Annotated in this window: 24 protein-coding genes and 1 pseudogene; 20 read left to right on the forward strand and 5 right to left on the reverse strand. The window is 50.3% G+C overall.

Features of this window, described 5'->3' with window-relative positions; translation table 11 throughout:
• The first annotated feature begins 121 nt into the window (after nucleotides 1–121).
• The 12 genes from ACETK5_RS21010 (at nucleotide 122) to ACETK5_RS21065 (ending at nucleotide 18,113) form a co-directional block, all read left to right on the forward strand.
• On the forward strand, nucleotides 122–958 hold the full coding sequence (locus tag ACETK5_RS21010; RefSeq protein ID WP_394057647.1) for a helix-turn-helix domain-containing protein: 837 nt from the start codon (nucleotides 122–124) through the stop codon (nucleotides 956–958).
• Between the two features lie 261 nt (nucleotides 959–1,219).
• Nucleotides 1,220–2,371 carry a Gfo/Idh/MocA family protein gene (locus tag ACETK5_RS21015; protein WP_394057648.1) on the forward strand — a complete coding sequence of 384 codons (1,152 nt, stop codon included), beginning with the start codon at nucleotides 1,220–1,222 and terminating at the stop codon, nucleotides 2,369–2,371.
• Nucleotides 2,372–2,386: 15 nt separating this feature from the next.
• Entirely contained in the window at nucleotides 2,387–3,556 is a 1,170-nt protein-coding gene (locus tag ACETK5_RS21020; RefSeq protein ID WP_220686916.1) for a dihydrodipicolinate synthase family protein, read from the forward strand.
• A 38-nt stretch (nucleotides 3,557–3,594) separates the two neighbouring features.
• Nucleotides 3,595–4,416: a sugar phosphate isomerase/epimerase family protein gene (locus ACETK5_RS21025; protein ID WP_100539677.1), complete on the forward strand. Its 822-nt coding sequence runs from the start codon at nucleotides 3,595–3,597 to the stop codon at nucleotides 4,414–4,416.
• An 82-nt stretch (nucleotides 4,417–4,498) separates the two neighbouring features.
• A complete protein-coding gene (locus tag ACETK5_RS21030) occupies nucleotides 4,499–5,743 on the forward strand; it encodes a Gfo/Idh/MocA family protein (RefSeq protein WP_394057651.1) in 1,245 nt (414 codons plus the stop codon).
• A 565-nt stretch (nucleotides 5,744–6,308) separates the two neighbouring features.
• The gene (locus ACETK5_RS21035) at nucleotides 6,309–10,151 is read left to right on the forward strand and encodes a family 43 glycosylhydrolase (protein WP_394057653.1); all 3,843 of its coding nucleotides are present in this window, start codon (nucleotides 6,309–6,311) and stop codon (nucleotides 10,149–10,151) included.
• 225 nt (nucleotides 10,152–10,376) lie between these two features.
• A complete protein-coding gene (locus tag ACETK5_RS21040; protein ID WP_394057655.1) occupies nucleotides 10,377–11,333 on the forward strand; it encodes an ABC transporter permease in 957 nt (318 codons plus the stop codon).
• A gap of 79 nt (nucleotides 11,334–11,412) precedes the next feature.
• On the forward strand, nucleotides 11,413–12,285 hold the full coding sequence (locus ACETK5_RS21045) for a carbohydrate ABC transporter permease (RefSeq protein ID WP_100539680.1): 873 nt from the start codon (nucleotides 11,413–11,415) through the stop codon (nucleotides 12,283–12,285).
• Nucleotides 12,286–12,334: 49 nt separating this feature from the next.
• Nucleotides 12,335–13,969: an extracellular solute-binding protein gene (locus ACETK5_RS21050; RefSeq protein WP_220686911.1), complete on the forward strand. Its 1,635-nt coding sequence runs from the start codon at nucleotides 12,335–12,337 to the stop codon at nucleotides 13,967–13,969.
• 76 nt (nucleotides 13,970–14,045) lie between these two features.
• Nucleotides 14,046–15,893, forward strand: a complete 1,848-nt coding sequence (locus ACETK5_RS21055; protein WP_243390895.1) for a sensor histidine kinase — start codon at nucleotides 14,046–14,048, stop codon at nucleotides 15,891–15,893.
• Nucleotides 15,894–15,969: 76 nt separating this feature from the next.
• Nucleotides 15,970–17,541 (forward strand): response regulator transcription factor, encoded by a 1,572-nt coding sequence (locus ACETK5_RS21060; protein ID WP_100539682.1) that lies wholly within the window; start codon nucleotides 15,970–15,972, stop codon nucleotides 17,539–17,541.
• A 164-nt stretch (nucleotides 17,542–17,705) separates the two neighbouring features.
• On the forward strand, nucleotides 17,706–18,113 hold the full coding sequence (locus ACETK5_RS21065) for a TetR/AcrR family transcriptional regulator (RefSeq protein WP_394057657.1): 408 nt from the start codon (nucleotides 17,706–17,708) through the stop codon (nucleotides 18,111–18,113).
• A 61-nt stretch (nucleotides 18,114–18,174) separates the two neighbouring features.
• On the opposite strand, the gene ACETK5_RS21070 is transcribed toward ACETK5_RS21065, so the two are convergent.
• Nucleotides 18,175–18,315 carry an S-layer homology domain-containing protein gene (locus ACETK5_RS21070; RefSeq protein WP_100539684.1) on the reverse strand — a complete coding sequence of 47 codons (141 nt, stop codon included), beginning with the start codon at nucleotides 18,313–18,315 and terminating at the stop codon, nucleotides 18,175–18,177.
• Nucleotides 18,305–18,520 carry an S-layer homology domain-containing protein gene (locus ACETK5_RS21075; protein ID WP_100539685.1) on the reverse strand — a complete coding sequence of 72 codons (216 nt, stop codon included), beginning with the start codon at nucleotides 18,518–18,520 and terminating at the stop codon, nucleotides 18,305–18,307. The genes ACETK5_RS21070 and ACETK5_RS21075 overlap by 11 nt, the downstream gene beginning before the upstream one ends.
• Between ACETK5_RS21075 and ACETK5_RS21080 the strand changes: the two genes are divergently transcribed.
• Both ACETK5_RS21080 and ACETK5_RS21085 read left to right on the forward strand, forming a co-directional pair.
• Nucleotides 18,519–18,743 (forward strand): hypothetical protein, encoded by a 225-nt coding sequence (locus tag ACETK5_RS21080; protein WP_394057659.1) that lies wholly within the window; start codon nucleotides 18,519–18,521, stop codon nucleotides 18,741–18,743. The genes ACETK5_RS21075 and ACETK5_RS21080 overlap by 2 nt on opposite strands.
• Nucleotides 18,740–19,522 carry a hypothetical protein gene (locus ACETK5_RS21085; protein WP_394057661.1) on the forward strand — a complete coding sequence of 261 codons (783 nt, stop codon included), beginning with the start codon at nucleotides 18,740–18,742 and terminating at the stop codon, nucleotides 19,520–19,522. The genes ACETK5_RS21080 and ACETK5_RS21085 overlap by 4 nt, the downstream gene beginning before the upstream one ends.
• Nucleotides 19,523–19,673: 151 nt before the next feature.
• On the opposite strand, the gene ACETK5_RS21090 is transcribed toward ACETK5_RS21085, so the two are convergent.
• Nucleotides 19,674–19,892 carry a helix-turn-helix domain-containing protein gene (locus ACETK5_RS21090; RefSeq protein WP_006207663.1) on the reverse strand — a complete coding sequence of 73 codons (219 nt, stop codon included), beginning with the start codon at nucleotides 19,890–19,892 and terminating at the stop codon, nucleotides 19,674–19,676.
• A gap of 149 nt (nucleotides 19,893–20,041) precedes the next feature.
• Between ACETK5_RS21090 and ACETK5_RS21095 the strand changes: the two genes are divergently transcribed.
• A complete protein-coding gene (locus tag ACETK5_RS21095; RefSeq protein WP_100539689.1) occupies nucleotides 20,042–20,314 on the forward strand; it encodes a DUF6809 family protein in 273 nt (90 codons plus the stop codon).
• 411 nt (nucleotides 20,315–20,725) lie between these two features.
• On the opposite strand, the gene ACETK5_RS21100 is transcribed toward ACETK5_RS21095, so the two are convergent.
• A complete protein-coding gene (locus ACETK5_RS21100; RefSeq protein WP_100539690.1) occupies nucleotides 20,726–21,517 on the reverse strand; it encodes a nucleotidyltransferase domain-containing protein in 792 nt (263 codons plus the stop codon).
• 267 nt (nucleotides 21,518–21,784) lie between these two features.
• Here ACETK5_RS21100 and ACETK5_RS21105 point away from each other — a divergent pair, with 267 nt between their 5' ends.
• Nucleotides 21,785–22,237, forward strand: a complete 453-nt coding sequence (locus ACETK5_RS21105; protein ID WP_028404204.1) for an HNH endonuclease — start codon at nucleotides 21,785–21,787, stop codon at nucleotides 22,235–22,237.
• A 180-nt stretch (nucleotides 22,238–22,417) separates the two neighbouring features.
• On the opposite strand, the pseudogene ACETK5_RS21110 reads toward ACETK5_RS21105, so the two are convergent.
• Nucleotides 22,418–22,531, reverse strand: a pseudogene (locus tag ACETK5_RS21110) (hypothetical protein); the annotation flags it as partial.
• Between the two features lie 419 nt (nucleotides 22,532–22,950).
• On the opposite strand from ACETK5_RS21110, the gene ACETK5_RS21115 reads away from it, so the two are divergent.
• The 4 genes from ACETK5_RS21115 to ACETK5_RS21130 are packed head-to-tail and all read left to right on the forward strand — an operon-like array spanning nucleotide 22,951 to nucleotide 26,405.
• A complete protein-coding gene (locus ACETK5_RS21115) occupies nucleotides 22,951–23,856 on the forward strand; it encodes an ABC transporter ATP-binding protein (RefSeq protein ID WP_394057664.1) in 906 nt (301 codons plus the stop codon).
• Between the two features lie 26 nt (nucleotides 23,857–23,882).
• Complete coding sequence (locus ACETK5_RS21120; protein WP_326111729.1) at nucleotides 23,883–24,626, forward strand: ABC transporter permease; 744 nt, start codon at nucleotides 23,883–23,885, stop codon at nucleotides 24,624–24,626.
• A complete protein-coding gene (locus ACETK5_RS21125; RefSeq protein ID WP_394057667.1) occupies nucleotides 24,627–25,799 on the forward strand; it encodes a sensor histidine kinase in 1,173 nt (390 codons plus the stop codon).
• A complete protein-coding gene (locus tag ACETK5_RS21130; RefSeq protein ID WP_098741438.1) occupies nucleotides 25,800–26,405 on the forward strand; it encodes a response regulator transcription factor in 606 nt (201 codons plus the stop codon).
• Nucleotides 26,406–26,576 lie beyond the last annotated feature (171 nt).

Genomic DNA, 26,576 nt, shown 5'->3' on the forward strand with positions numbered 1-26,576 from the left:
AGCTGCAGCACGGGGGTACTTGCGGTGTCCGGGATGCGCTTATTCTAAAATGTTGTACCGAAGCCGCCGTTCGCGCTAAAATGGCTTTAAATGAAACGCTTTAAAAAACGGAGGCTTCGCCGTGACTATTAAATGGATCGACTTGTCCAGGAATGCGATAGACTTATACGAGCAGAAGCATACGGGCGGACATCTCGTGTCCGAGCACTATCACCAGACGCACCAGCTGCTGTTTGTGCTTGAGGGCGAAGGCGCTATCCGGCTTGGGGGGGAATTACGGAAGCTGGCGGTCGACGAAACGGCGCTGATCGTGCCGTATTCCGTCCACTCGGTCATGTCCGACTCCAGGCTTACCTTGCTAGTGTTGGCGTTTGACGAGGCGGTGCTCGATCCGGATATGAGGGGGCAGCTGCTGCACGCCCATTTCCAGGCCTCCTGTCTGATGAAGCCGGGATTGTTTGCCGCGAGCGAGCTGCGTCAGTTGCTGAGGAAAATGCTGTTCGAGCAGTCCAGGGAGCTGTCGCCGCTCGTCCGGCTTTCGCTCAAAGTCCAGCTGTCTCAGCTGCTGCTCTTGCTGGTTCGATCGGCCGGAACGGAGGCCGCCGGAACGCGCTCCAGCTCCAACAGGCTTCGCGCCGAGAAAATTCGCAGCTATATCGATTCGAAGTATTTTGATCCGCTGACCGCGGGGGACATCGCCTCCAAGCTGGGCATCAGCACACGGCACGTCAACAACATCTTCAAGGAACGGTACGACATGACGCCGATGCAATATTTGACCGAGGTACGCATCCGTGTCGCCCAGAAGCTGCTGGCGGAAACGGGCAAGGACATTATTTTGATCTGCTTCGAGGTCGGTTACGACTCCGTGTCCACGTTTTACCGGTCGTTCAAAGCTGTCGCCAAGCTGTCGCCGAAAGCGTACCGGGAGCTGAATGCGCCCGCTCAAGCCGAGTAGGCAGGGAGCCTTCCGTCAAACGAACAAACGAGCACACAAACGTGCGATCAAACGAACAAGAATGCGATCAGCGGACGACCGGCCGATTGATAGAAACGTAATTTCCCCTTCATCCCCCATCGGCTAAGCGCCGGCGGGGGATATTGTTTTTCGCTCGAACAATTCGCTTCCGAAATTGAGAATCGTGTTCCCAGAATCGTAAGAAAAGCGGTTTCGCATCGACTACAATACGGTTATACGAAGCGAAGGGAGCAATGAACGATGGCAGTTCGCAACATCGGCATTATTATGAACGGCGTTACCGGACGGATGGGAACCAACCAGCATTTGATCCGTTCGATTCTTGCGATTCGCAAGCAGGGGGGCGTCGCGCTACCGGGCGGAGACGTCATAATGCCCGACCCGATTCTGGTCGGCCGGCAGGAGAACAAGCTGCAGGCGCTGGCCGCTGCCCACGGCGTCGAGCGTTGGAGCACCGATCTTGAAGCATGCCTTACCGATCCGTACAATGAAATTTATTTCGACAGCCAGACGACGGTGCGCCGCGCGGAAAGCATCAAGCAGGCGATCGCGGCGGGCAAGCATATTTATTGCGAGAAGCCGACGGCCGTCGATCTCGAAGGAGCGCTCGAACTGGCCCGCATCGCAACCGAGGCGGGGGTGAGAAACGGCGTCGTGCAAGACAAGCTATTTTTACCCGGATTGCTTAAGCTGAAGCGCTTGATCGACTCCGGCTTCTTCGGGCGCATCTTGTCCGTGCGGATGGAGTTCGGCTATTGGGTATTTGAGGGCGACTGGCAGCCAGGTCAGCGGCCTTCATGGAACTACCGCAAGGAAGACGGTGGTGGCATTATCGTCGACATGTTTGCACACTGGCGCTATGTGCTCGAGAATTTGTTCGGGGAAGTGAAGGCTGTATCCTGTCTTGCCGCTACGCATATTCCGAAACGTTTGGACGAGCAGGGCGTTCCCTACGACTGCACGGCAGATGATGCGGCGTACGCCATGTTTGAGCTGGAAGGCGGCATTATCGTGCAGGCCAACTCGTCCTGGGCGGTGCGCGTAGATCGAGACGATCTGCTTACGGTTACGGTCGACGGCACCGAAGGCAGCGCCGTGGCGGGCTTGCGCGACTGCAAGACGCAGCATCGGGTCAACACGCCGAAGCCAGTATGGAATCCGGACATTCCGAATCCATTCCAGTTCCGCGACCAATGGGTGCAGGTGCCGGACAACGCGTCGTTCGACAACGCGTTCAAGGTGCAATGGGAAATGTTCTTGAAGCATGTCGTCATCGACACGTCGTTCCCGTGGGATCTGCTCGAAGGTGCGAAGGGCACCCAGCTTGCCGATCTCAGCTTACAGTCGTGGCAGAAGCGCCGCTGGATCGACGTGCCGAAGCTAAGCCTGTAAAGGAGGAGAGTACAGATGACTAAATCGCTGCTCCTCCCCCGCGCAGGGGGAGCGTTGTATGAATATGCTCTTGGCAAAGCCGGCTCGTTTGCTGTGTCGACCAAGCCGTTTACGGGCCGTATCGCCTTCTCGGCCGCCCATGTCGTCTGCGATCCGTTTGCGGATGCCGATCCGCTGCATCACACGCAGATCGATTGGAACTCGACCCTCGCCTACCGGCACCATCTGTGGTCGCTCGGTCTGGCTGTGGCGGAAGCGATGGATACCGCGCAGCGCGGGATGGGCCTCGACTGGAACCGCTCGAAGGAGCTTATCCGCGCTTCGATCGCGGAAGCGTGCTCGGTTGGCGGCAAAATCGCCTGCGGCGCGGGAACCGATCATCTGCTCCCGGGACCGTCGGTCACGATATACGACGTGGAAGCTGCCTATGAAGAGCAAGTTGGCTTCATTGAAGGCGAGGGCGGTCAAGTCATTCTGATGGCGAGCCGCGCACTTGCCGCTTGCGCGAAAGGGCCAGAGGACTACGAGCGGGTGTATGGGCGCATTTTAGGACAAGTGAAACAGCCGGTTATCCTGCATTGGCTTGGCGACATGTTCGATCCCGCTCTGGCCGGCTATTGGGGGTGCAAGGACGATCCGGATGAGGCGATGGACGTTTGTTTGCGCGTCATTCGGGCAAACGCGGACAAGGTCGACGGGATTAAAATCTCGCTGCTCGATGCCGGTAAAGAAATCAAGATGCGTCGGCTACTGCCGGAAGGCGTCAAGATGTACACCGGCGACGACTTCAACTACCCGGAGCTGATCAAGGGTGATGAGCAGGGCTACAGCCATGCGCTCCTCGGCATATTCGACGCGATCGCTCCGGCCGCTTCCCAGGCGCTTCATGCGCTCGACGCGGGCGACCTGGTCAGTTATGGGGCGATTATGGAGCCTACCGTCGCCCTGTCGCGCCATATTTTCCAGAAGCCGACGTTCGCCTACAAGACGGGAATTGTGTTCATGGCCTACTTGAACGGCCACCAACCGCATTTCCGCATGATCGGGGGAGCGGAGGGATCGCGCTCGATCGTCCATTTGGCCGAGCTGTTCGTGCTTGCCGACCGGGCCGGGCTATTGGCCGATCCAGAGCTTGCCGCCGAACGGATGAAACCTGTCTTAGCGCTGGCAGGTATTCGACCGTAATCTTTTATAGCAATATTTGAAATCCGGGAGGGATCAGCATGGAACTGCTTCGTTCCATAGACAGACTCAGCTTGAACCAGATTACGACCGATCGGCTGGATATGCGCGAGGCCGTGGAAGCATGCGTTCACGCGGAAGTGCCTTGGATCGCGCTGTGGCGGCATAAAGTGGCCGAGACCGGCCTGGCCGAGAGCAAGCGGCTTGTGCGGGACGCGGGCCTGCGCGTCTCCAGCCTGTGCCGCGGAGGTTATTTTCCGGCGGCCACCGCGGCTGCGCGCAAAGAGCGGATGGACGACAACCGTCGGGCTGTCGAGGAAGCGGCTGAGCTCGGCACCGACGTACTCGTGCTCGTTTGCGGACCAGCTCCGGACCGGGATATCGATTTTGCCCGCAAGACGGTCGAAGAGGCGATCGCGGAGCTCGTGCCGTTCGCTCGCTCGCACGGAGTCAAGCTCGGCATCGAGCCGTTGCACCCGATGTACGCCGCTGAACGCTCCGTCATCAATACGCTGGCGCAAGCCAACACGCTCGCGGAGCAGCACGACCCGCAGGACGTCGGCGTCGTTGTCGACGCGTTCCACGTCTGGTGGGATCCTGGGCTATACGCGCAAATTGAGCGTGCCAGAGGGCGGATACTCGGTTTCCACGTTTCCGATTGGATCGTGCCGGTACCCGACCTGCTAATGGGCAGAGGGATGATGGGGGACGGCGTTATCGAGCTGCGCCGGATGCGACATGCCGTCGAGACGGCCGGATACTCGGGGGCGATCGAGGTGGAAATCTTTAACCAGCAAGTATGGGATATGCCGGGAGACAAAGCGCTCGCGCTAATCAAGGAACGTTACTTGCAGTACGTATGATATGAATTTTTATTTACGGCTTTGGCTAGCCGGGAGAATCGCTTCCCGGCTTGTCAAGGCATAGGTAATGGAGGGAAGGAATGTGAAGATTTGTCGCACCACGCTGATCGGGATCGGGGGATTCGGCGCTCAGCATGTGAATATCATGCAGAAGCTGGCCGGAGAGGGCAGCCTGCAGGTTGTCGCTTTTGCGGAGCCGAATGTCGACGCTCATCAGGAGTCTTACGGTAAGCTGACCGCGCTTGGGGCCATCCATTATACGGACTATGTGCAGATGCTCACGCTTCATCCGGACATCGATTTCGTCGTGATTGTCACGCCGATCCCCACCCACAAGCCGATGTGCATCCAGGTGATGCGGATGGGCTTTCACGTGCTGGTGGAGAAGCCGCCGGCGATAACGATACAAGATCTGGACGAGATGATCGCCGTGCAGCGGGAGACCGGCCGCTTGTGCCAGGTGAACTTCCAGAATACGTCGGGTCAGGCGTTCCGAACGTTGCTGGAAAGGCTTGGCTCCGGCGTGCTCGGGCATGTGGAGCATGTGGTCGGCGTTGGTATGTGGAAACGCTCTCGCTCGTACTACGACCGAACCCGCTGGGCCGGCAAACTGGTCAGCGACGGCCAGTATGTGTTGGACGGGACGTTCAACAATCCGTTCGCTCACTTGCTGCACAATTGCTTGCTGGCGGCCGGAGTCGAAGGCGCCCCAGGTTTACACCCGGAATCGGTGCAGGCCGAGCTTTACCATGTCAACGACATCGAGGGGGACGACATCTCCTGTATTCGAGTCGTTATGGCTAACGAAGCGAGCGTTCATTTTTACGCCATGCTTTGCCACGAAACGAGTGAAGTGCCTTCCATTGCTGTGTACGGGACGCGCGGGGAGGCACATTGGAATTACCAGAACAAGCTGACGATTCGCGCGCAGGATGGCGAAGAAGATTTGGCGTTTGGCCCGGCCGATTTGATGCGCAACATGTATCAGAACCTGCTGGAAGCGATCGAGACCCCGGGCAGGACGCTCTTCTCACCGATCGAGGCGTGCCGAAGCTTCGTACTGGTATCCAATGGAGCCTATGAGTCGGCCCGCGCCGTTCGCCCCATACCCGGCCGGTTCGTGACCGAGCAGGAGGATAGCGACTCCACGGTGCGCTTGCTGTCCGGCTTGTCCGATAAGATGAGGGATGTGGCGGCGAAGAGGCAACTGTACAGTGAATACCCGCTTCCTTGGGCATCGCCGACCCTTCCGTTCAGGATGGAGAGCTACAGCCGATTCGAGTTGCCTGCCGACATGCGTGCAAGTAGCGGTCGACCGACCAATTAGAGGCGTCCCTTCCGGGCTCTTGTTGCCGCTTCGCGGCAGGGGGCCCCTTTTCCTGGTTTCCTTCTTGCCTCTTCCTTAGTAGGGTTCTGATTCACTTATCCCCCTATCAGTTGAGATCAAGGCAGGCTGTACGTCTTTATTTAGAGGAAGTGTTTACTTGGCAGGGCTATGACCAGATTTCGCGTCCCTTTATCTGTATGCGAAAAACAAAAAAATCTAAAGAAAAACCTGGAGAATTTTAAGGTTTGAACTGGAAGGACTGCGGTACAGTATACACGATATCGATAAGCATTCAACCAAGAAAGAAGGTTAGAACATGCCAACAACCTGCAGCCGCCGGAATGGACAGCGTTCCGAAGGCCAAACACGCCTTTTACCGGTATTTTTCTATGGGTGGGATTGAAATCGCTTTCAAGGGGTTCATCCGGATGGATTGGTTGAAAAAACTGAACCTGGGGGTGCGAAGAAGATACGTTCGGACGAATCGCCGGCAATAAAGCAAATAAGGAGTGTAAAGTGTTTTCGGTGAATGCTGAGAGCTATATGATTCCAAGGAGGACTGTTAATGCTCAGGAAAAGATTCAGGTACCTGCTGCTTTGTCTCGCGGTGCTGCTGATGCTGCCGCTGCCGCAATGGAGCGGAGCGGCTGCGGCGGCAGACAGGGCGCCCGATGCGAAAGATTCGATGTCGGCGTCGACAACGGCGGTGTCGGAGGTGTCAAATTTCTATAACACGATTATGCAGGTAGGAGCCGACCCTTGGGTTTACAAGCATACGGACGGCTATTATTACAACGTCTTTGTCAACGCCAGCGGCATCATGATCCGCAGATCGATGACCATTACCGGCATTGAAGCGGGCGAGAGGAGCCTAGCCTGGACACCGGTTAAGGGTACCATGTACAGTTCCAATGTTTGGGCGCCCGAAATGCACTATCTCAAAGATACCGATGGCAAATACAAATGGTATATTTACTTCGCGGCTGACAACGGAACCAACGCAAACCACCGCATGTATGTGCTGGAGAACGCCAGTGAGAGTCCGATGACCGGAACCTGGGAGTTCAAAGGGAAAATAACCGATTCCACGGACCGCTGGGCGATCGACGGCACGGTGCTGACTGTAAATGAGAAACACTATTTCATCTGGTCCGGCTGGGAGGAAACGGATGGGAGTTTCCAAAATCTATATATAGCGGAAATGAGCGATCCACGGACCATCAGCTCGCAGCGGGTATTGATTTCGACGCCTGACCATGATTGGGAAACGTCCCCGGGCAGGATCAACGAAGGTCCCCAAGTCAATATACGCGGTAACACCATCAACTTGGTCTATTCCGCAAACGGAAGCTGGACAGACAGTTACTGCCTCGGACTGATCACGGCCAAGATTGGCGACGATTTGATGAACCCCAGCTCCTGGGTAAAACAGGACAATCCGATTTTCTCCAGCGCCAATGGCGTTTATGGCCCGGGTCACCACAGTCTCACCACCTCTCCCGACGGCAGTGAGGACTGGATTATCTACCATTCCGCCCGCTGGCCAGGATCAGGGTGGACCCGCAATGTCCGAGCGCAGAAATTCATCTGGAACGCAGACGGAACGCCAAACCTGGGAGAGCCCGTCGATCCAAACAAACCGATTGCCAAGCCTTCAGGGGAGCCGGCACGTCAGCGCTATGAGGCGGAAGCAGCCCTGTTGGTGAAAGATCCCAGCGGCGGAACCGGCCCCGGCGTTTGGTGGGAAGGTACCGCTTCCGACGGGAAAAAGATCGCCAATATCAAGAACGCCAATGATTATGCCCAGTTTACAGTCAACGTGCCAGAGGCGGGATTTTATGTGCTGTCTGTGCGCAATGCCAACGGCTCATCGAATGGGGTGGATGCTTCACATATCTTGTCGGTAAACGGCAGTTCCGGCGCCCGTTTGAACATCGTCTATTCCGGCTGGAATCGTTGGGGAGCCTCCACGGTGAAAGTCTATCTTAAACAAGGCAACAATACCATCCGTTTCTCGACGGGTGCCAACCTTGCCGAAATTGACAGCATGGATATATTCAAGCTTGATGTTGCGTCGGAAATTCTATTCGATTCTCCGGGGTACACGCTGGGGTTAGGTGAAAGCCGCAGTTTGCCCGTGTATACGGTAACAGGCACTACCTATTCCCCTGTGGACAGCGGAGTTTCCTTCAGTTCTTCCAACAAAGAGGTTGCTGATATTGATGGGATGGGGGTCAAAGGACTCAAGGCAGGCAGCGCCACGATCACCGCGACATATAACGGAAAGACGGCCACAGCCACGGTTACCGTTGCCGCTGAACCTAAGTCTGTGCAGTCCATTGCCATCAGCGGATTGAACAACATCCTGACCAGCGGGCTGACAGGGCAACTGCAGTTAACAGCTCGCTACAACACCTATGAAGTCCAGGATGTGTCGGCTGACGCCACGTACTTCAGCAGCAAACCAGACGTGGCCAAGGTTACGGTCACCGGTCAGGTATATGACACTGGGCCGGGGGATACGGTGATTACAGCCGTATACGGCGGCAAGGAAGCAAAATTCAACTTAACAGTAACACCCGATCCGTCTCAGGTTCCTCAGATTATTTCTCAAGTAAAAACTCCCTCCGGAGTGACACCGAGGCTGCCCGGCGTTGTTGACGTCAATTACAAGGGTGAGATAAGCATCGCCGAGGTCAGCTGGAAGCTGGAAGGAATACACTTCAACTCACTTGGCACGATTCAGGTGCCTGTCATATTAACACTGAATGGCGAGAAGATTCCTGCTGCCGTTTCCGTAGAAGTGATCCCGGGATGGGGTCTTGATGAGATTGTAGATAACATGCGCAGCAGGATAGTCGGTTTCTCTTATCCGCTGGGCGAAGGCTTGGGAACCTATAGTCAAGATGCGTATAATGCTCTCTTGGCTGAGCTGGATCATGCGGAAGAGATGTCTGTAGACCCTGATCTGCGTGAAGAGCAGTTTGAGGAGGCGCTGGATCGCCTTGCTGAAGCGGAAGCAGCCCTGCTTGGCTCACTTAACCTTACCGAGGATGGCGTGACCTATAACGCCTACCGGGATTTCTCCGGCGATGAGACGGGCAAGTACCCTTACGGCATTACCACCGAAGCTCTAACCAATGGCGCTACTGCCACTGTGCAAGAAGAGGACGGGAATAAGTTCCTTCGACTGACCACAACCGCTGTTGCGGGCAAGGCAAATTTGTTCCTGCCGTTTGCAGGCGAGGTCAAGGCAGAAGCGGATCAGCGCATCGTCATCGAATATCGTGCCAGATTAAACAGCAGCTTTCAGTACGCCAATGGTGCCATGGTGAGAAATGACAGCGGCACCGGCAATTATTCCATGGTCACAGCTTTTGATACGGGTAAAATCATCGTACAGAATGGGGGGTCCAAGAAGCCGGTCAAGAACACTTCATACAATACATGGTACAAAATTAAAATGGTGGCAAACTGGGACGCCAAGACTTATACCGTTTATATTAACGATGATCCTGTTCCGGCGGCCACTGACTTCCTCTTCCGCCATACAGGCGGCAGTAAGTTGACCGGCCAGCTGTTCGGCATCGACGGCTACGCTAACGCTTCAATCGACTTCGACGATTTCAAAGTCATGGTTACGGGAGGATCGAAAACTGCGCCGATCACATCCGCGGCTCTTTCGCCAGAAGTTCCGAATGGCCAAAATGGCTGGTATACGCATCCGGTAACGGTAAGTTTGTCAGCAAAAGCTCCACGGGATAGCGTTGCAAAAACCGACTACAGTCTGGACGGCGGGACAACTTGGCAAACCTATACGGCACCAATCACATTCAGCCAAGACGGCACTTACACAGTTACCTATCGTTCGGTTGATCCAGCAGGGAATGAGGAGATGGCGAAAGCCGTCAGCTTTAAGCTGGATACGAAAGACCCGACTATAGAAGTTGTCATTCCTGGAGATGGCGGCACCTATGAAGATAGCGAGGATTTGACCCCTTTAGTGACTACGTTGGATACGGCATCAGGGGTCGACAACAGCAAGACGACGGTGACGCTGGATACGTATTCCTATCCGATCGGCACGACGATCCCACTCTTTTCATTGCCGCTGGGAACACATACGCTTGAGGTGTCTTCAGTTGATCTAGCCGGCAATTCAGGCAGTAAAACCGTTGTTTTCCATACCGTGGCAAGTATCAATTCATTAAAGGCATTAGTGACGCGTTTTGCCAAGAGCAAGGAAATCGATAATGCCGGAATCGCCCGTAGCCTGCAGAAAAAACTGGAGAATGGCAATTTGAACAGTTTTGTTAACGAGGTGCGGGCGCAAGACGGAGAACACATATCGAACGATGCGGCAAACTATTTACTTAGGGACGGACGCTTCTTGTTGTCCCGGCAATAATTTGAAGGAAGCATTAAGCTCTGGCATTTAAATGAAAAGCTAACGCAAACGGGAAAGGGAAGCGCCAAAAAAGGACGCGAGCGAATTCGCGTCCTTTTTTTTCTGTACGTGAAAAACAAAAAAAACTATAGAAAAACCTAGAGATTCTTAAGGTATGCACCGGTGGGACTGCGATACAGTATAAACATCATCGAAAAGCAATTAACCAAGAAAGAAGGTTAGAACATGCCAACAACACCTGCGACCGCCGAAACGGACAGTGTGCCGATGGCCAAACAAGCCTTTTACGAGACCAGGAGGTTTCGGCAGAATATTCCGCTGTTCCTCATGCTCGTACCGGGGATCCTGTATTACGTGATATTCCGGTATCTTCCTATGGGCGGTCTTGTGATCGCTTTCAAGGATTACAATTTCCGCGATGGCATTTTGTCCAGCCCTTGGGTGGGACTCAAGTATTTCAAGATTTTATTTCAGTCCGACGCTACGCTGCAGATCATCTGGAATACCCTCGAATTAAGTATTCTGAATCTGATCTTCGGTTTTCCCGCGCCGATCATTATCGCCATCGCGCTGAATGAGGTTCGAAAAAGATGGCTGAAGCGATGGATTCAAACGATTATTTATCTTCCCCACTTTCTGTCATGGGTCATCGTAGCAGGGCTGGTTCTCACCTTGTTTTCGATCGACGGCGGCACCGTTAACAAGCTGCTGGAGCAATGGGGAATGGAGCCGGTGCCGTTTTTGTATCGCATCGAATCCTGGGTCGCGATCTTTATCGGCTCCGGGATGTGGAAGGAAATGGGGTTCGGTGCCATTATCTATCTCGCCGCCCTTTCGTCCATTGATCCCAGCTTGTATGAATCCACCGCCTTGGACGGCGCGGGTAAGCTGAGACAGATTTGGCATATTACGCTGCCGGGCCTCCGTCCTACGATTATCCTTCTGCTGATCCTGGGCATGGGCCGCTTGATGGAGGTAGGGTTCGACCAGGTTTACAACTTGCAGAATCCCACAGTCCTGGAAAAAGCCGAGGTCATCAGCACCTATGTGTACAAAGTGGGGCTGCAGAAGGCCCAATTCAGTCTGACCACGGCCATGGGTCTATTCGAGTCCATTGTCGGCTTGGTGCTGCTGTTGTCGGCTAACGCACTGGCCAGGAAATTCGACCAGGGATTATTCTAGCCCATGCTTCCGAAGCAAGTTTTGTACGAAGCTTATCCGGAAAGCAAGGCTCACAAAACTTTAAGGGAGGGGACCTGCATTGAGAGAGTCGGCTAGCGGAAGGGTTTTTTCGGTCTTCGTTCACACGGTTTTAATTATCATCGCACTCACCTGCATTCTGCCTTTCCTGCATTTGATCGCTTTGTCCATAAGCGAAGGGCAGGCAGTGGATCTGGGACAAGTCTTGTTCTGGCCGGTGGGCCTTGATTTTACCGCTTACAAATATTTTTTTCAGAACACGCCAGCCTTGCGGGCGTTTGGCAACAGCGTCATCATCACATTGGGCGGAACGGCGCTTAGCATGCTGACTACGGTTCTGACGGCGTATCCTTTGTCCCGCCGCTATCTGTATGCCCGCAAGCCGCTCACAACGGCCGCGCTGTTTACGATGTTGTTCAGCGGCGGCATGATTCCCACGTATCTAGTGATGAACAATCTGCATTTGACGAACACGTACTGGTCCTTATGGTTCGTTGGGCTGATCAGTACCTATAACATGTTAATCATGAAAAGCTTCTTTGAAAACATTCCGAGTGAAGTGACGGAATCGGCTCAGATTGACGGCTGCGGAGAGACGCAACTGCTTTTGCGCATTATTTTGCCTTTATCCCTGCCCATGCTGGCCACATTGACGTTATTCTACGGCGTTGGTTACTGGAACATGTTCATGAATGTCATTCTTTACATCAATCGAACGGAACTGCAGAATCTCACGGTCATTGTCCAGAGCATGCTGCAGATTCAGAGCATGGACAATATGATGGCGATGGATATCATGCAGCAGCAGGAGCTGATCTCCGAGAAACTGAAGGCGGTAGGCGTTATGGTGATGGTAGTGCCGATGCTAGTGGTATATCCGTTTTTGCAAAAGTATTTCGTTCAAGGGATTATGCTGGGTTCCATTAAAGGTTAGCGGCAACAAATCCATTCATTATAGATCATGGGTCGAGAGGAGCTTGTAAATGTTAAAACAAACATCCAAGTGGAACAAAAGGGTCTGGTCATCCACAGTACTGGCTATCGTGTTGACGGTGGGGGCTGCCGGCTGCAGCCAGCCAAAAGAAGAGGGGCAAAGCGGAGATAAACCTGTCATTACCGTGTCAAACTATGACAGAGGCAATATCCCGGCCGCGGAGGGAACCGTGGAGGAGAACCGCTGGACTAAATGGATTAATGAACATTCTCCGGTGGAGGCCAAGTTTGTGCCCGTGCTCCGGTCGGAATCGACTCAGAAGCTAAATGTGATGTTCGCATCCGGCAGCGCGCCGGATATGATCAATGATTATGATACGGGCTTCAGGGATTCCCTATATCAGCAGAAGCAACTGCTGCCCCTGGACGATTACTTGCAGTATGTCCCTGAATATGAAAAATTGCTGGAGAAGTATCCCCAGTTGCGCGAGGTGGGCACCAAGCCGGATGGCAAGCTTTACGAAATCGGCAAAATTAACGAGCCCCATCTGCAAAGCGTGGCGTTTATCCGGGTGGATTGGTTGAAAAAGCTGAACCTAGAGGTGCCGAAGACGACCGAAGAGCTGATTACAGTCTTGAAGGCTTTTGTAGAGCAAGATCCTGACGGCAACGGCAAGAAGGATACGTACGGAACGAATATAAGCTATACCTCCGGCGGCATGGTCGATTCCATGTTCGGCTCGAGCGGTTGGGCCATCTCGGCTGACGACAAAATCATCCGCAGCTGGGATAACACGCTGGAGGCGACGAAATTCAAGAAGAGACTGTTCGACGAAAGACTGATCGACCCGGATTACCTGGCGGACACGAACGGTTCCAAAGCCAAGAAGGATTATTTGAACGGCAAGGTGGGCGTTTTCCTTCCTCCGCAAATCAACAACTGGTTTGAGAGTACGGTCACCGATATCAAGACCATCAGAAAGGTGGTCCCGGATGCGGAAATTGCGCCGATGATGCAGCCCGAGTCTCCTGTGGGACAGTTTACCCATCACGTGACCAACCCGATTCAGATGACAACGGTGGTTAACGCCGCAGCCAAAGATCCCAAGGCTGTGATGGAATATATCAACTTTATGCTCCAGCCGGATACGGCGCTGACGTTGAGAAAGGGGCTGGAGGGAGAACATTGGAACAAGTCAGCGGACGGTGCGCCCATCGTGATTGATCCCGACAAGAATACGAAGGAAGTGGATTGGGCCGCGGACTACACCATGTTCTATTCTCTCCCGCAGAACGAATCTTTGACCTCCGTATCGGCATTTAATGTAGAGGATCCGGATCAGAAGGCGGGGCTGGAGATGATGAAGCAGGCAGACCAGTTCTTGCTCAATCCGGACGCCAAATATCCCGCTCTGAGTCACTACGAGCATATGCCGGTTCTGCCAAGCGACCTGGTGGTTATCAGTACCAACGTGAACAAAGAAGTGAGCGACATCATTGTCAAAGGAATCATAGGCGGGTCCAAATATACGGCCGAGCAGGCTATTGCGGATGCTAAAGCAGCCTGGGAGAAAGGCGGTGGCAAGCAGATTGAGGAATACATGAATACGTGGTATCAAGAAAATAAAGACACGGCCTTCCTGGGCGATGATGTACTGGAAATGGTCCGCTCCCAACTAAAGTAAAGTTCGGACGGAGCACCGGGAATAGAATAAGGACTTGGTCCGGTAGAAGCCGGGCCAAGTTTTGTTTTAATTCAGGATGAAAGGGATTACAATCGGATTACATCATCGTTTGGGGGAGGGAGCCAGACTGAATCCGATAAGTTGGCCGGGGAGAATTGCCGGAGAAATGAAGGGCAGCTTCAAGTTGAAGCTGATTGTACTGCTCTCGTGTATGGTCACATTAGCCTTTGCATTAGCGGGGTGGCTGGTCTACCGCTTAAATGTCCAATTGATGGAGGACGAGATCAGCAAGCAGTTCTCCATTGCCAATGAACAGGCTTTGGCCCGATTGGAACTCACCTTCCAAGAGGTAAGCCGGGTATCCCAATCCATTATACTGAACCCTTCTATAGAAATGTTCGTCACAGAGAGCCTTGATCCCGGAGGGGATCTCTATACGCAATACAAGAACCGTAAGTACGTGGAGGAGCAGTTGATCACGCTGCAAGTGGATACGCCGTCGATTCGTTCCATCTTTCTGTTCAATGAAAATGGAGATTTGGCTATTCGCTCCCAAAATGGGGCGTCAGGGGAACCCGGACCTGAAGAAATGGCCATGTTGATGGGCAAGCTGGAATCGCATCGGGGGAACTTGGTCTGGGGACGGGCCAGTCTGCCTAGTAGTGTCGATCCTGGCGGACGCCGGACGGTGCTAATTGCCGCCAGACGGATGCTCAATGATAAGCTGATTCCGTACGGAACCATGGTGGTGGTCATGGAGGAAAGACTGGTGTCCAAAGTGCTGCGGGATCTTACGGAGAACGGCAACGGTAAGGTACTGCTGCTGGAACCTCTGGAGGGACTGCTCTACGCCAATATGAATCAGGAGGAGACGGAACAACTCATGCGCTTGATCGAAGCCGGCGATCCCCAATATGTCAAGATGAGTGGGGTCACCTATTTATTTGTCCGCCATCGTCTGGAACCGGCAGGCTTCACGTTATATGGAGGGGTTTCTCTGGAGGAAATTCAACGCAAAAACAAAGACATCATCCATATCTTTGTTATTGCCGGAATTGGCGTCGTGCTTCTTAGCGCACTGCTGATTACGATTTCTACCAGAACCTTGCTGAAGCCACTGGCTGATCTGCTGCGGGGGCTGCGGAAATTGCGTTCGGGGGATTTCTCGGCTCGGATTAGCGTCCGTTCCGGCGATGAGCTCGGGTTCATCGGTGAGAGCTTCAACAGCATGGCGGAGCAAGTAAGCACTCTGATCAACAAAGTGTATCTGGCCCAGATCAGCCAGCGGGAATCGGAATTAAAAGCCATTCAGGCGCAATTGAACCCTCATTATCTGCATAACCTGTTCAATGAACTGTATTGGAAGCTGTATAACGACGACCAGGCAGAGGCGGCTCTACTAATCAACGCCATCTCGGAGATGCTGAAGTATTCGCTTAAATCCGTCAAGACCGATACGACGCTGGGAGAAGAACTGCAGCAGATACGGAATTACATTAAGATTCAGACCGAATTGTTTACCGGCGAGATTGAAACGATCATTCAGGCCGAAGAATCGCTTCTGGGCCTACGGATGATGAGATGCCTGCTGCTGCCGGTGGTGGAAAATGTTTTTGTGCATGCCTTCCGAAATATGGATGAAGACCGGGTGCTCAGGGTGAAGGCGGCTTTACGGGATGGAGCGCTGCATATCGAGGTGGCTGACAACGGCTGCGGCATGGATGACAGCACTTTATATGCTTTGAAGGAAGCTGAGGATGCGCTGTCTGAGAACAACAAAACGGGAATTGGCTTTAAAAGCGTGCTGCGACGCATTGAACTGGTGTATGGGGCTCCTTACGGAGTAGAGATTTCCAGCGTCAAGGGAAAAGGAACGACCGTTCACATCAAGCTTCCCATTCAGACGATCCCGCAAGAGTACTAAGCCTATTCTTTCGAAGCGAGTTTTGCTCGAAGCTTATCATGAGGTAACGCTCACAAAACTTTTAGGAGGGAAATGGATGAAAGCCAAGCTGTTTATCGCCGAGGATCAACCGAATTTTCGCAAAGGATTGCTCAAGCTGGCCGGGAAACGGTCCGCCGAGTGGGTGGTGGCGGGAGAAGCGGCAAATGGCCTGGCCGCTCTGTCTTCGATGGAGCAATGCATCCCGGATTTGCTGTTAACCGATATCCGCATGCCCCATATGGATGGGCTCGAACTGGCCGAGGAAATCAAGGCTCGCGGCTGGGGGACCAAGATTGTGATCATCACGGGATTCAAAGATTTTGCTTACGCCCAGTCCGCCCTCAAGTTTGGAGTGCTGGACTTTATCACGAAACCTTGCGTAGAAGCGGATATATTAAACATGCTCGATCGGACCTATGTACGGCTGATCGAAGAGGATCAGTCCGGGCGGCTGGTGGAGGATTGGAAGCGCCAGCATGAGGACAGCCAGCTTCGCTCAGCTATTATGGGCATGTCCTGCAACAACGGAGAGGTGGAGGCTTTGCTCGGACGGATGAAGGAATGCGAGCTTTACTTTCTTAGCATCCCTACCTATATTTCCTCAGAAAAACATTATTCCGCCCAGGATATGCCGCTATTGCAGTTTGCTCTCGGCAACATTGTCAGGGAGCATTTGCATAAATGGTATGGCGGAGGCTTCCGTTTTTTTTCCTTGAGTTCATCGGAATGGGCTTTATTGGTGGACAGGACGGATTCCCGGCCGGAAATGCCTTCTTCCTGGTTGCAGATCCTCACCGATTCGATTCAGCAGTATCTGAAACTGGCGCTTGCCTACTGCGGACAAGGACGATGCCGCATGGCGGAGGACCTGCGTCAGGCTTACGAGCGGTATTGCAGCGGGCTGGGCCGGGAGGCGGCCTCTGAGCGCAGTACTGGCTATGAATCTTTACTTAACCAGACGGCGCTTTACGAAAAGGAGAAGGAAATCGTATCCTGGCTTATGTCGGGAGACAATGGCCGTTTGAACAAGGAGCTTCTAGATCAAGAGGTGCGGATCAGTAGTATGCCCCTGCAAACCGCTAAAATCGAAGCCCTGCTCCTGGCCACGGCCCTTCTCCGGCTGGTGCAAGTACAGTTTCCTGTATGGCGGATGGCCGCACGTTCCATCGAGTGGGGTTCCGTCTACAAATGCGAGACGCCCGAAGAGATTGTGGCTTGGCTGCAGGGATACATCCATGAATTCCTACTCTCCCATAACAACTGGCTTGCCGGCAAAAAAGATAATCCGGTCAAGCAAGCCATCCGGTTTATCGAAGAGAAATATATGGACGAATGCGGATTGGCTAAGGTGGCGGCGCATGTTCATCTCAACCCCAGCTACTTCAGCAACCTGTTCAAGAAAGAAACTGGCGAAAGCGTCACCGGCTATATCCAAAACCTGCGCGTGCAGAAAGCGAAGATCCTGCTCAAAAGCACCGATATGAAAATTTTCGAAATCGCCCAAGCCATCGGTTTTAACGATTCCAATTACTTCACGCATATGTTCAACAAAGTAGCAGGGCTCTCGCCCAAGGAATACCGCAAGCGGACAGCAGAGCCGCCGCAGGGAGTCGCGGATGGATTTTGATGCGGATGGGCAGTCTGATTCTCTTGAGGTAGCTTGGAATGCCGCGGCATTTATGATGAAAGATGACACTAATAAATACGTATTAAAATTAGATTGAACATTCTTTCTAATAGACTGCGAAGGAAAAGCGCGATGTTCGATAAATACAAAAAATCACAAAAAAAGTGCTGTATACAACGCTCAGACTTTTTCGGGAGAATGGCTTGCAGGCTACCTCGATGTCAATGATTTCGAATGAATCCGGCGTATCCATGGGAGTATTTACAACGCTTTTTCGGGGAAAGAGGATATCGTCAATGTGCTCTAAAAAAGCATCGTCGAATTCCAGACTGAGACAGTGCTGCAGGACTTTTACGACGAGTCGTCGATTCCGAAACGATTCGGGAATGTGTGGAAAAAAGTTGTCACATCTTGCATCGATTATCCTGACGCTTTTCAGTTCATGGATTTACGAGTCTTCCAAGAGAGAAGCCTATGCACAATATCCAGTGGTTGACGGCAGAAGTTATCCGACCCTAGTGATAGAACAGGGAGAATCAAGATTCTCCCTGGATGACGCGTTGACCATATGATCGTCGATGATTCAATGTTTTTCTGTACGCCGTAGATCTAACGGGTTGGAGATGCCTGCTGTTATTTATGTTGTTTTATTGTTTTGTCGCCGCGGCCGCTCACGATGCCCAGCTTGCGAACCGCCTCAATTGCGCCTTTCGCCAACTTCGGGATGTCCTTATCGTCCGCGAAGCCGGTCGTTGCGCCCGCTTTAGCAGACAGTTTTAAGCGCTCTAGCGATCATCGCTGCCATTTCCGCACGGGTAATACGCGCATTCGGCCGGAAGCTACCGTCCAGGTACACGCTCACAATGCCTGCTTCAACAGCATCCGCGATTTCTTGCTTCGCCCATCCGCCGATTTTGGCCTCGTCCGTAAACGCAGTCGCTGAACCTGCTCCTTCCAGCTTAAGCGTCTTGGTCAGCATGAACGTAAATTCGGCGCGGGTAAGGAAAAGTGTAGCTATTTTAGGGGCAGTAGCACTTTGTAATTATTCTACACAAGGGTGGGTAAGAGGTTGGGATTTTAATACTCAAACAGAGCTTCTAAAAGGGGTTTTTTTAACAGTAGCAGATGAGGGCCAAGCGTTGATAAAACTTAACTCTGTAAAAGAAACACTGCTGGCTGACCTTATAGAGATAATATTTTGAAACTATTGAAAACGCGTGGAACTAAGGAATCACAATTTGAATATAAAAGAGTTGTTGATGAATTGCCGCATTTGGGTTGGCTGAAATGGGGATTAGCTGTGGCTAATCAGGCTGCTAGACGCAATACATGGACTCCTCCTCGACCTATTGATATTATTTTACTAGCAAGTAATAAAGAAAAGAGACTCGTACGGAGTGGTGAAGAGCTTCTTGATGTCATTATCGATGCATTAAATAGAATTGAAAAAAGGCTTCACGGCGCCACCCTAGAAGTGCGTTCTTTATGGAATGATTTGGGGAATGGCAAGTTCACTCCTTGGAACGAAAATGAATTTTCAAATTATATTAAACAACGTCTAGATGATGAAATAAGAGGGAGAGGAATCATAACAAATCGCGAAGTTGAACTTCAACCTACATTAGGATCGGAAATAGGAGAACGAACGGACATCCATGTAGATGCTGTACTACCTGATAATAATAAATATGAGAAGATTACAGTTATAATAGAGATTAAAGGGAATTGGCATCCAGAGCTTCTTGAAGCTATGCAAGACCAGCTATCCAACAGATATTTAAAAGAAGGAAAGACACTGTATGGGTTATATTTGGTAGCATGGTTTGATAGTGATAAGTGGGACCCTAATGATCCACGCAAAAGAAAAAGCTCTAAACACGAAATTACAGAGGTAAAGAGAGTTTTACAGGAACAAGCAGAGAGTTTATCGATTAATAAATTGATAAAACAATATGTGATGAACGTGACTTATTATGTGTAAATATATATAAACATCACAAAACCCGCTCAATGAGTGGGTTTTGCCTTCCAAAGTGATTACAATTGTTTTGTAGTCTAACACTTTACAATCATCCTGATATTAAATGTAAGGATACATAAATAGAGTTGAAATTATCATGGTATATAGCACCCTACTGCTCATCCACCAGCTCAATAATTTCCCGAATATCGCTTATATTCAAAGCCTCAGCGATTCTTTCAATATGACTAAAGCTGATACTTTCCCGTTTTCCATTGGCAAGTTCACTTAATGCAGCGTGCCGTACATCGGATATTCGGGATAATTCCCGCAAAGAAATATTATGTGCCTTGGTCAATTCTGAGATTTTAACGACAACTTTTTTCCTCATTATAATCACCTCTCAAAGATCGATTTCAACTTGACTATACGCATAAGCGTACCGTATAATGATCTCAATACTGGTACTTATATACGTAACAAAATGCATTTATCAGTGTTTATCGATCCTTAAATCAGCTTTTAGAGAAGGAGAATCCCATGTCAAGCTTTCTGGAATCCTTATATTACGGGCAGTTGAATCCTGTAGAAAAGGTTGCTTCGAACGATCCTCAGTATGGCCAATTGAGTCGGCAAATATCCGAGTCCATGGATGGCTGGAAGAAGAGGCTTTCAGAAGATGAGTTTCGAGAGCTCGAGGATCTACTAGATTTATATCGACAAGTTCAAGGACTGGAAATGGCTGCTTCTTTTACTGATGGTTTTAGGCTGGGAGCGGCGATGATTATCGAGGTGTATTCTGAGATCGTGTGATTAGTAAGAACAGATAGTAAGGATTATATATAAAGTTCTCTCCAAGACTTATCCTTATCACCTCAATGATAAATAGCTTGCATGTAACTTCATGGATTGATCGATGTAGTGAGATGCGTCGACCTCCATCAACGCTAAGGGCAAATTAAACAGTGTCTAGTCTCCGCCTGGGGCTAGCTGAAGAAGACAATCAGGCTGACCTGAAGGGAATCCGGTGACAGGGAATCTCTAGGGTGACATCAAATCTGTCACTACACCCGTAGAAGCTTGTGTTGTCGTTATCTTCGGACAGGGGTTCGACTCCCCTCGGTTCCATCAATACCATGAAAAACCCGACCTCGTGAGGTCGGGTTTTTGCTGTAGAATAGCTGATAAGTGTGAACAATAAATTTCACTGTCTTGTAGATGTTTTTATTTATGGATAGTGGAATATACGGTTTCAAGATAAGCAATTGAATGGCGTTCGGCTTCTTCTTTGCGTATCCAACCATCAGAAGCCTGGCGTAAACGTTGATATAGCTTGATAGTGGCCTTTAACGCACGGTAACAACTTTCGTAGCTGTGGAGTGGAATCGTGTCCCGAAGCTCAGCCATCTCCATTTCAGCAAATTGCTCTAGCCGTCGGACTCCCGCGGGAAGATGGCCGTTACGCATGAGTATCAACGGTCCTAATACTGCATTGCGAATAAACGTAATATGTTGGATGAGCTCGAACAACTCGCCTCTTCCTAATTTCGCCGCACCATAATGCACCCAAACCCAGAACCGATCTTCCATCCATTGCATAGAGGGCGATGGATAGGCAGGGGATGTCTCGGCAAGGATCGTTCTGATCTCCTCGTCTCTCTCCCAAAGCACAATCGGATTCTCCGTTCGTATCCTAAGCTCCGATTTCGAAATGAACTTTAGATCCACGTGAAGCAACGGTGGGCCGTATAGGCAAATAACCAGACGTGGTTCGCCGACATGCTCACCTGTGAATGCCGACAGTAACTGTTCGAGCTCTTCTGCGAGCTGAATGCGTTGCTCCATAATTTCATTGCGATACGCGTTATCGTACACGATGACTAAATCTAGATCGCTATACTCGTCCATGGCTCCGTGGATCATGGAGCCGCCTGCAAGGAGGCCCGTAAGTCGATTATCTCGACTGATTTTCTTTTTTGCCTGCTTAATGAAGCGTTCGTGAACGGGTAACATCATGCTATGCACTCCTTAAAGATAGGACCCATATATAAATGGGTATTACGCCAATATATCATTGTGGTAAATTCGTTGTCAAACGGGTAATACTCAGGTGACATCAAATCTGTCACTACACCCGTAGAAGCTTGTGTTGTCGTTATCTTCGGACAGGGGTTCGACTCCCCTCGGTTCCATCATAATGAACACCATCCGCATGAGGATGGTGTTTTTGTTTTATATTAATACTATAGGTTAGAGCAATGTCTTACAGATGGAGTGAAATCGATGAATCATAGTCATGATGGAGAGGATCGATTGATAACGGTGCTCAATATGGATGGTCAACAGCTAACCCCGTGTTTGCTCCATCGGGCTTGGCGGGAAGTTGAGCGATCGCGAGCTGTCTGGATTGATGAGCAGACGATCCAATTGCTTTATAATCCGTTCTTATTTCGGGGCTATCGAAAAGCTGCACTGAAACGAGATCATCACACTTGTTTGTGGTGCGGAGGGCACGCCACGACAGTAGACCATATTATCCCCTCAAGCAAAGGGGGCTCGGATCTTCCCCACAACCTGATCGCTTCATGCAGCGAATGCAATACGAAACGTGGAAACCGTCCGGCATGGTCCTATCTCAAAGAAAACGCACGCGCTGTTCCGAATCTTATAAAGCTGTGCTGGCGTATCTTTATCGCTAATTACAGACATCGCCCAATGAAAAAAGGGGACACTTGAGTAAGGCTTAGATTTATGATTTGAGAATCGTGGTGCAGTGAGCTTCAATGATCGCAGCCGTTTGTTGACGATCGAATTGATGGTAAACCATATCCACTGTAGAATTTTCGGCTTTCTTGCATCCATCTTGAAGTGCAGACCATTAAAGAGTAGGAGTACAACCAGTGCTGTAAAAGCAGTCCATTTATTTGCGTTATGGAAAGGATGGTTTTGACCAAGGGATTCGAACAAAGCTGCCGCTATTTCAAAATAGTAGGATAAGCATCTTCGCCAAAGTACCCATGAAGTCCGCACTTATTCCTTCAGGTAAGGAGACCTTTGTTGACTTCTAATAATTCCATCTCAATCATCCTGTTCATCAGATTTCCTTCTTATCACCATATTCAATTGTTATAACAATTATAAAGTCATAAAATTGGAAAACTATAGGGTTTAAACTTGAGGTTGTGGATTTTCTATGTTCGATTAAAAGTATAAAATCCTTAGCTAAAAGTTTGCAAAGCAAGACACCTCAATGACCACACTCCAAAAGTGTCAAATGCGCGTTATGCTGAAGAAGGGCCTAGAGGTCCTTCTTTTTTGCTTTCGGTCCTTTTTTTCTGACATTTGTCATAACCGGCTTGTGACAACCCACACTAATTGAATCTCGCGCTTTTTCAATATAATGAGGACATCAAGTAACGAAAGAAGAAATTAGCGGAGGTTAGGACAAAATGACAAAGGCGATTGAATGTATAAATCTAGTGAAGAAATTCGGCGACTACTGTGCCGTTGATCATATGAATCTATCATTTGAGAAAGGTCAAATATCAGCATTGCTCGGACCGAATGGGGCAGGCAAGACAACAACCATTTCTATGATACTCGGAATGATCAAGCCAACATCAGGAGAAGTCAGGGTCTTGGGAGTCCCGTCTGGAACAAAAGAATTACGACAACGCGTCGGAGCGCTAATGCAGGATGTTAAAGCGGCAGATGGACTTACGGTCAAAGAAGTGCTTCAATTGTTTCGCAGTTATTATCGTAATCCGATGTCGCTAGAGCGATTGTTAGACATTTCGGGTCTCCACGCGGATCAGAAACGGCGCGCATCCTCCCTGTCTGGAGGACAACGTCGTAGATTAGCTTTCGCCCAGAGTTTGGCGGGAAATCCAGAGCTTCTCCTGCTTGATGAACCAACCGTCGGAATGGATATCGAGGCTCGTGGCCGCTTTTGGGACACCATCCAAGCGCTGGCAAGTGACGGACGTACGGTACTCTTAACTACACATCATTTAGAGGAAGCTGATGCTGTCGCAGATCATATCGCAGTAATCGCCAGTGGACAGGTTGTTGCGGAGGGGACTCCAGAACGTTTAAAGGCTCAAACAGCACTTAGAACCGTTTCTTTTCGAGCGGCGAACGCGCCAGCTGAGCAGGAATGGCTCACATTACCTGGTGTAGAAAAGGCAGAGTGCAACGGCGAGCGAATTCGTCTGTATGCCCAAGAGACCGATGTATTGTTACTTACACTGATGCAGTCTGAATGGGGGATTTCCGATATTGATATTCAATCCGCCAGTTTAGAAGATACATTCCGAAGTCTTACAGGCTCAAATAAACAAATGATTATACGATAATAAACATTTTTAGGAGGAAAATAGCCATGTTACATATGTTTGTTGCCCAGACTAAAGCAGAAAGTATACGAATTATCCGCAGTCCATTTTTCTTACTCTTCTCCATTGCGATGCCGCTTGCTTTCTACTTTTTATTTGCGAGTATGAATGGGGTAGATCAATCGATTCAATCCACAACTTGGGGTGTCTTTTCATTGATGTCGATGACTGCATTCAGTTTGATTGGTACAGCCGTATCTCAATTCGGTATCCGTCTATCGTTCGAGCATCAAGATGGGTGGGTACGCCTGTTGAAGCTGACTCCACTATCTCCTGCAGTCTGGATTGGTAGCAAAATTGTATCGCAAATGGCTGTTCACTTGATCGTCATTGTTGTTATATTTTTATCTGCTGGCCTTGTTCATGATATACAATTGACAGCCGGGCAATGGATTTTATGCGGATTATGGTTATGGATTGGAAGCATATCTTTTCTGGCGCTTGGTGCCTTGTTAGGAACGCTTAAAAATGCGAATACCTCGGTAGCAATCGGAAATGTATTACAGATGGGGCTTGCCATTGTGGGGGGGCTATGGATGCCGCTTAGTACTTTGCCAAGTTGGATGGGCTCGGTCGGGGAATGGCTTCCATCTCATCGTTACGCCAATGGGGCATGGAATATGATCGCCGGAAAAACTCCAGCAAGTATTGATTTCATAATTTTGACAGGATGCGGTCTCTTCTTTATGCTACTATCAATCTATATTTATAATCGACGGGATGCGGTCTAATTGAATAGAGAGAAATGGCGTCTCTTTCCAAAATCGGAAGGAGTCGCCCCTTATTTTTTGTTAACAAATTTAATGATACCCGTGTACTTTTTACTTTATGAGCCATCAAGTATACAGTGGCTTGGCTTTGTTCTGTTAGGCATATTCGTTCTATCGTTTCGACAATCCTACTTTTATGCAAAGTGGGCCACGCCAATATTGATGGTTCAGGTGGGTATACTTTTAATTTTAGCAGCTGTATTTCATCCTATGTATACGTTTATGGGTTTTATGATAGCTGCTCCGCTGAGCAAACAAAAGCTGCCGATATTACTCTCTATAACGATCGTTTTCACTGTAGCTATGGGATTTATTGCGGTTCCTTACTTGGATCGGATGGGCAGCCTATTATGGGTAGGGCTGGTGCCTATGTTTGGCATCTGTATTCTGCCGTATATTATTCGAACTTCGACCAGGTTCCAACAGAAGTCTGCGCGGCTGCGGGCAGAAACTGCTGAACGAATGGCACAGCAGGAGGAGCGCCAGCGGATCGCACGTGAATTACATGATACATTGGGACATACGCTGTCATTAATCGCACTAAAAGGGGAGGTCGTTGAGAAACTGGTCAATCGTCATCCCGAGAGAGCGATAGCAGAGGCTCGTGAAATACGAGAAACGGCACGCGCAGCCTTGAAACAAATGCGTGAATTGGTAACGGAGATGAAAGTTACATACCTCGCTGATGAATATAAGCATGCTGTATCGTTATGTTCAGCAGCGGGCATACCGCTTTTATTTCAATATCAATCGATTTCAGATCCCATACCTTCTAATGTAGGGACGGAAGACGCATTAGTGAACAATCCGCTTCCGTTAACACCCTTGCAGGAGACGATTTTGGCGATGTGTTTTCGCGAGACGATTACAAATGTGGTTCGACATAGCCGAGCAACAAGTTGCAACGTTCTTCTCGACATTCAGGAAGGGGAAGTTCGTGTTTCTGTACGTGATGACGGTATTGGGGCAGATATGGATCAATTCTATACTAGCAGTAATGGCCTCGCCGGATTACGGCAACGGTTGGTTATGATCGACGGGCGTATGTCGCTGTCCTCATCCTCAGGCAAGGGGACGGAAGTCACCTTACATATACCTAGGGTAATACGAAATGAAAAGGTAGGTAGTGCTTAAATGATTCGTATTGTTTTGGCAGAAGATCAAAAGTTATTAAGGGGAGCACTGGCAACCTTACTCTCCTTAGAAGATGATATTGAAGTAGTCGGTCAAGCTGAAAATGGGGAAGAAGTGATGTCCATGATTCAGCAATATGAACCAGATGTAGCCGTTCTGGATATTGAGATGCCACTGAAAACGGGGTTAGATATTGCGGAATTGGTTCAAAAAAATAAGTTAGCTTGTCGTGTCATCATCTTGACGACATTCGCGCGTCCTGGTTATTTCCAGCGGGCTATGCAGGCAGGAGTTTATGGATATCTGCTTAAAGATACGGGCAGCGAGGAACTGGCTGATGCGATTCGTCGGGTCTATGATGGGAAACGTGTCATCAATTCAGAATTGTCGCTCGCGGTATGGGATGATCCATGTCCATTATCACCCAGGGAGCGCGAAGTCATGAAGTTGGCTGCCCAAGGCTTAGTTCTTCAAGATATTGGAGCACAGCTGTTTCTATCCTATGGAACGGTACGGAACTATATGTCAGAGGCGATTGGGAAGCTCGGGGCGAATACGCGGATTGAGGCCATAGATATTGCACGTAGTAAGGGATGGTTGGATTAAGGAGAACTCCGAGGTATGGAGGTAAGCGGATCACCCCGCTCAAGGGATGAAGCAGCCAGCCCATAGAGAGCTTTGGAAGCTCTCTTTTTTTATGATCCGCTACTTATAGATACCGTAACCTAATCAATACACTCCAGCGAATTGCGGTTTTACACAGCCACGGTTCGCCTT

The organism is Paenibacillus ilasis (genome assembly GCF_043195395.1).
GTDB lineage: Bacteria > Bacillota > Bacilli > Paenibacillales > Paenibacillaceae > Paenibacillus_AQ > Paenibacillus_AQ lautus.

What these genes read in the sequence shown, in the direction of transcription:
- ACETK5_RS21060 (WP_100539682.1), top strand. Translation starts at nt 15,970, where the DNA reads ATGAAAGCCAAGCTGTTTATCGCCGAGGATCAACCGAATTTTCGCAAA.
- ACETK5_RS21040 (WP_394057655.1), top strand. Translation starts at nt 10,377, where the DNA reads ATGCCAACAACACCTGCGACCGCCGAAACGGACAGTGTGCCGATGGCC.
- ACETK5_RS21035 (WP_394057653.1), top strand. Translation starts at nt 6,309, where the DNA reads ATGCTCAGGAAAAGATTCAGGTACCTGCTGCTTTGTCTCGCGGTGCTG.
- ACETK5_RS21090 (WP_006207663.1), bottom strand. Translation starts at nt 19,892, where the DNA reads ATGAGGAAAAAAGTTGTCGTTAAAATCTCAGAATTGACCAAGGCACAT.
- ACETK5_RS21095 (WP_100539689.1), top strand. Translation starts at nt 20,042, where the DNA reads ATGTCAAGCTTTCTGGAATCCTTATATTACGGGCAGTTGAATCCTGTA.
- ACETK5_RS21015 (WP_394057648.1), top strand. Translation starts at nt 1,220, where the DNA reads ATGGCAGTTCGCAACATCGGCATTATTATGAACGGCGTTACCGGACGG.
- ACETK5_RS21115 (WP_394057664.1), top strand. Translation starts at nt 22,951, where the DNA reads ATGACAAAGGCGATTGAATGTATAAATCTAGTGAAGAAATTCGGCGAC.
- ACETK5_RS21080 (WP_394057659.1), top strand. Translation starts at nt 18,519, where the DNA reads ATGAACGTAAATTCGGCGCGGGTAAGGAAAAGTGTAGCTATTTTAGGG.
- ACETK5_RS21050 (WP_220686911.1), top strand. Translation starts at nt 12,335, where the DNA reads ATGTTAAAACAAACATCCAAGTGGAACAAAAGGGTCTGGTCATCCACA.
- ACETK5_RS21055 (WP_243390895.1), top strand. Translation starts at nt 14,046, where the DNA reads ATGAAAGGGATTACAATCGGATTACATCATCGTTTGGGGGAGGGAGCC.
- ACETK5_RS21120 (WP_326111729.1), top strand. Translation starts at nt 23,883, where the DNA reads ATGTTACATATGTTTGTTGCCCAGACTAAAGCAGAAAGTATACGAATT.
- ACETK5_RS21075 (WP_100539685.1), bottom strand. Translation starts at nt 18,520, where the DNA reads ATGCTGACCAAGACGCTTAAGCTGGAAGGAGCAGGTTCAGCGACTGCG.
- ACETK5_RS21020 (WP_220686916.1), top strand. Translation starts at nt 2,387, where the DNA reads ATGACTAAATCGCTGCTCCTCCCCCGCGCAGGGGGAGCGTTGTATGAA.
- ACETK5_RS21105 (WP_028404204.1), top strand. Translation starts at nt 21,785, where the DNA reads ATGAATCATAGTCATGATGGAGAGGATCGATTGATAACGGTGCTCAAT.
- ACETK5_RS21025 (WP_100539677.1), top strand. Translation starts at nt 3,595, where the DNA reads ATGGAACTGCTTCGTTCCATAGACAGACTCAGCTTGAACCAGATTACG.
- ACETK5_RS21100 (WP_100539690.1), bottom strand. Translation starts at nt 21,517, where the DNA reads ATGATGTTACCCGTTCACGAACGCTTCATTAAGCAGGCAAAAAAGAAA.
- ACETK5_RS21130 (WP_098741438.1), top strand. Translation starts at nt 25,800, where the DNA reads ATGATTCGTATTGTTTTGGCAGAAGATCAAAAGTTATTAAGGGGAGCA.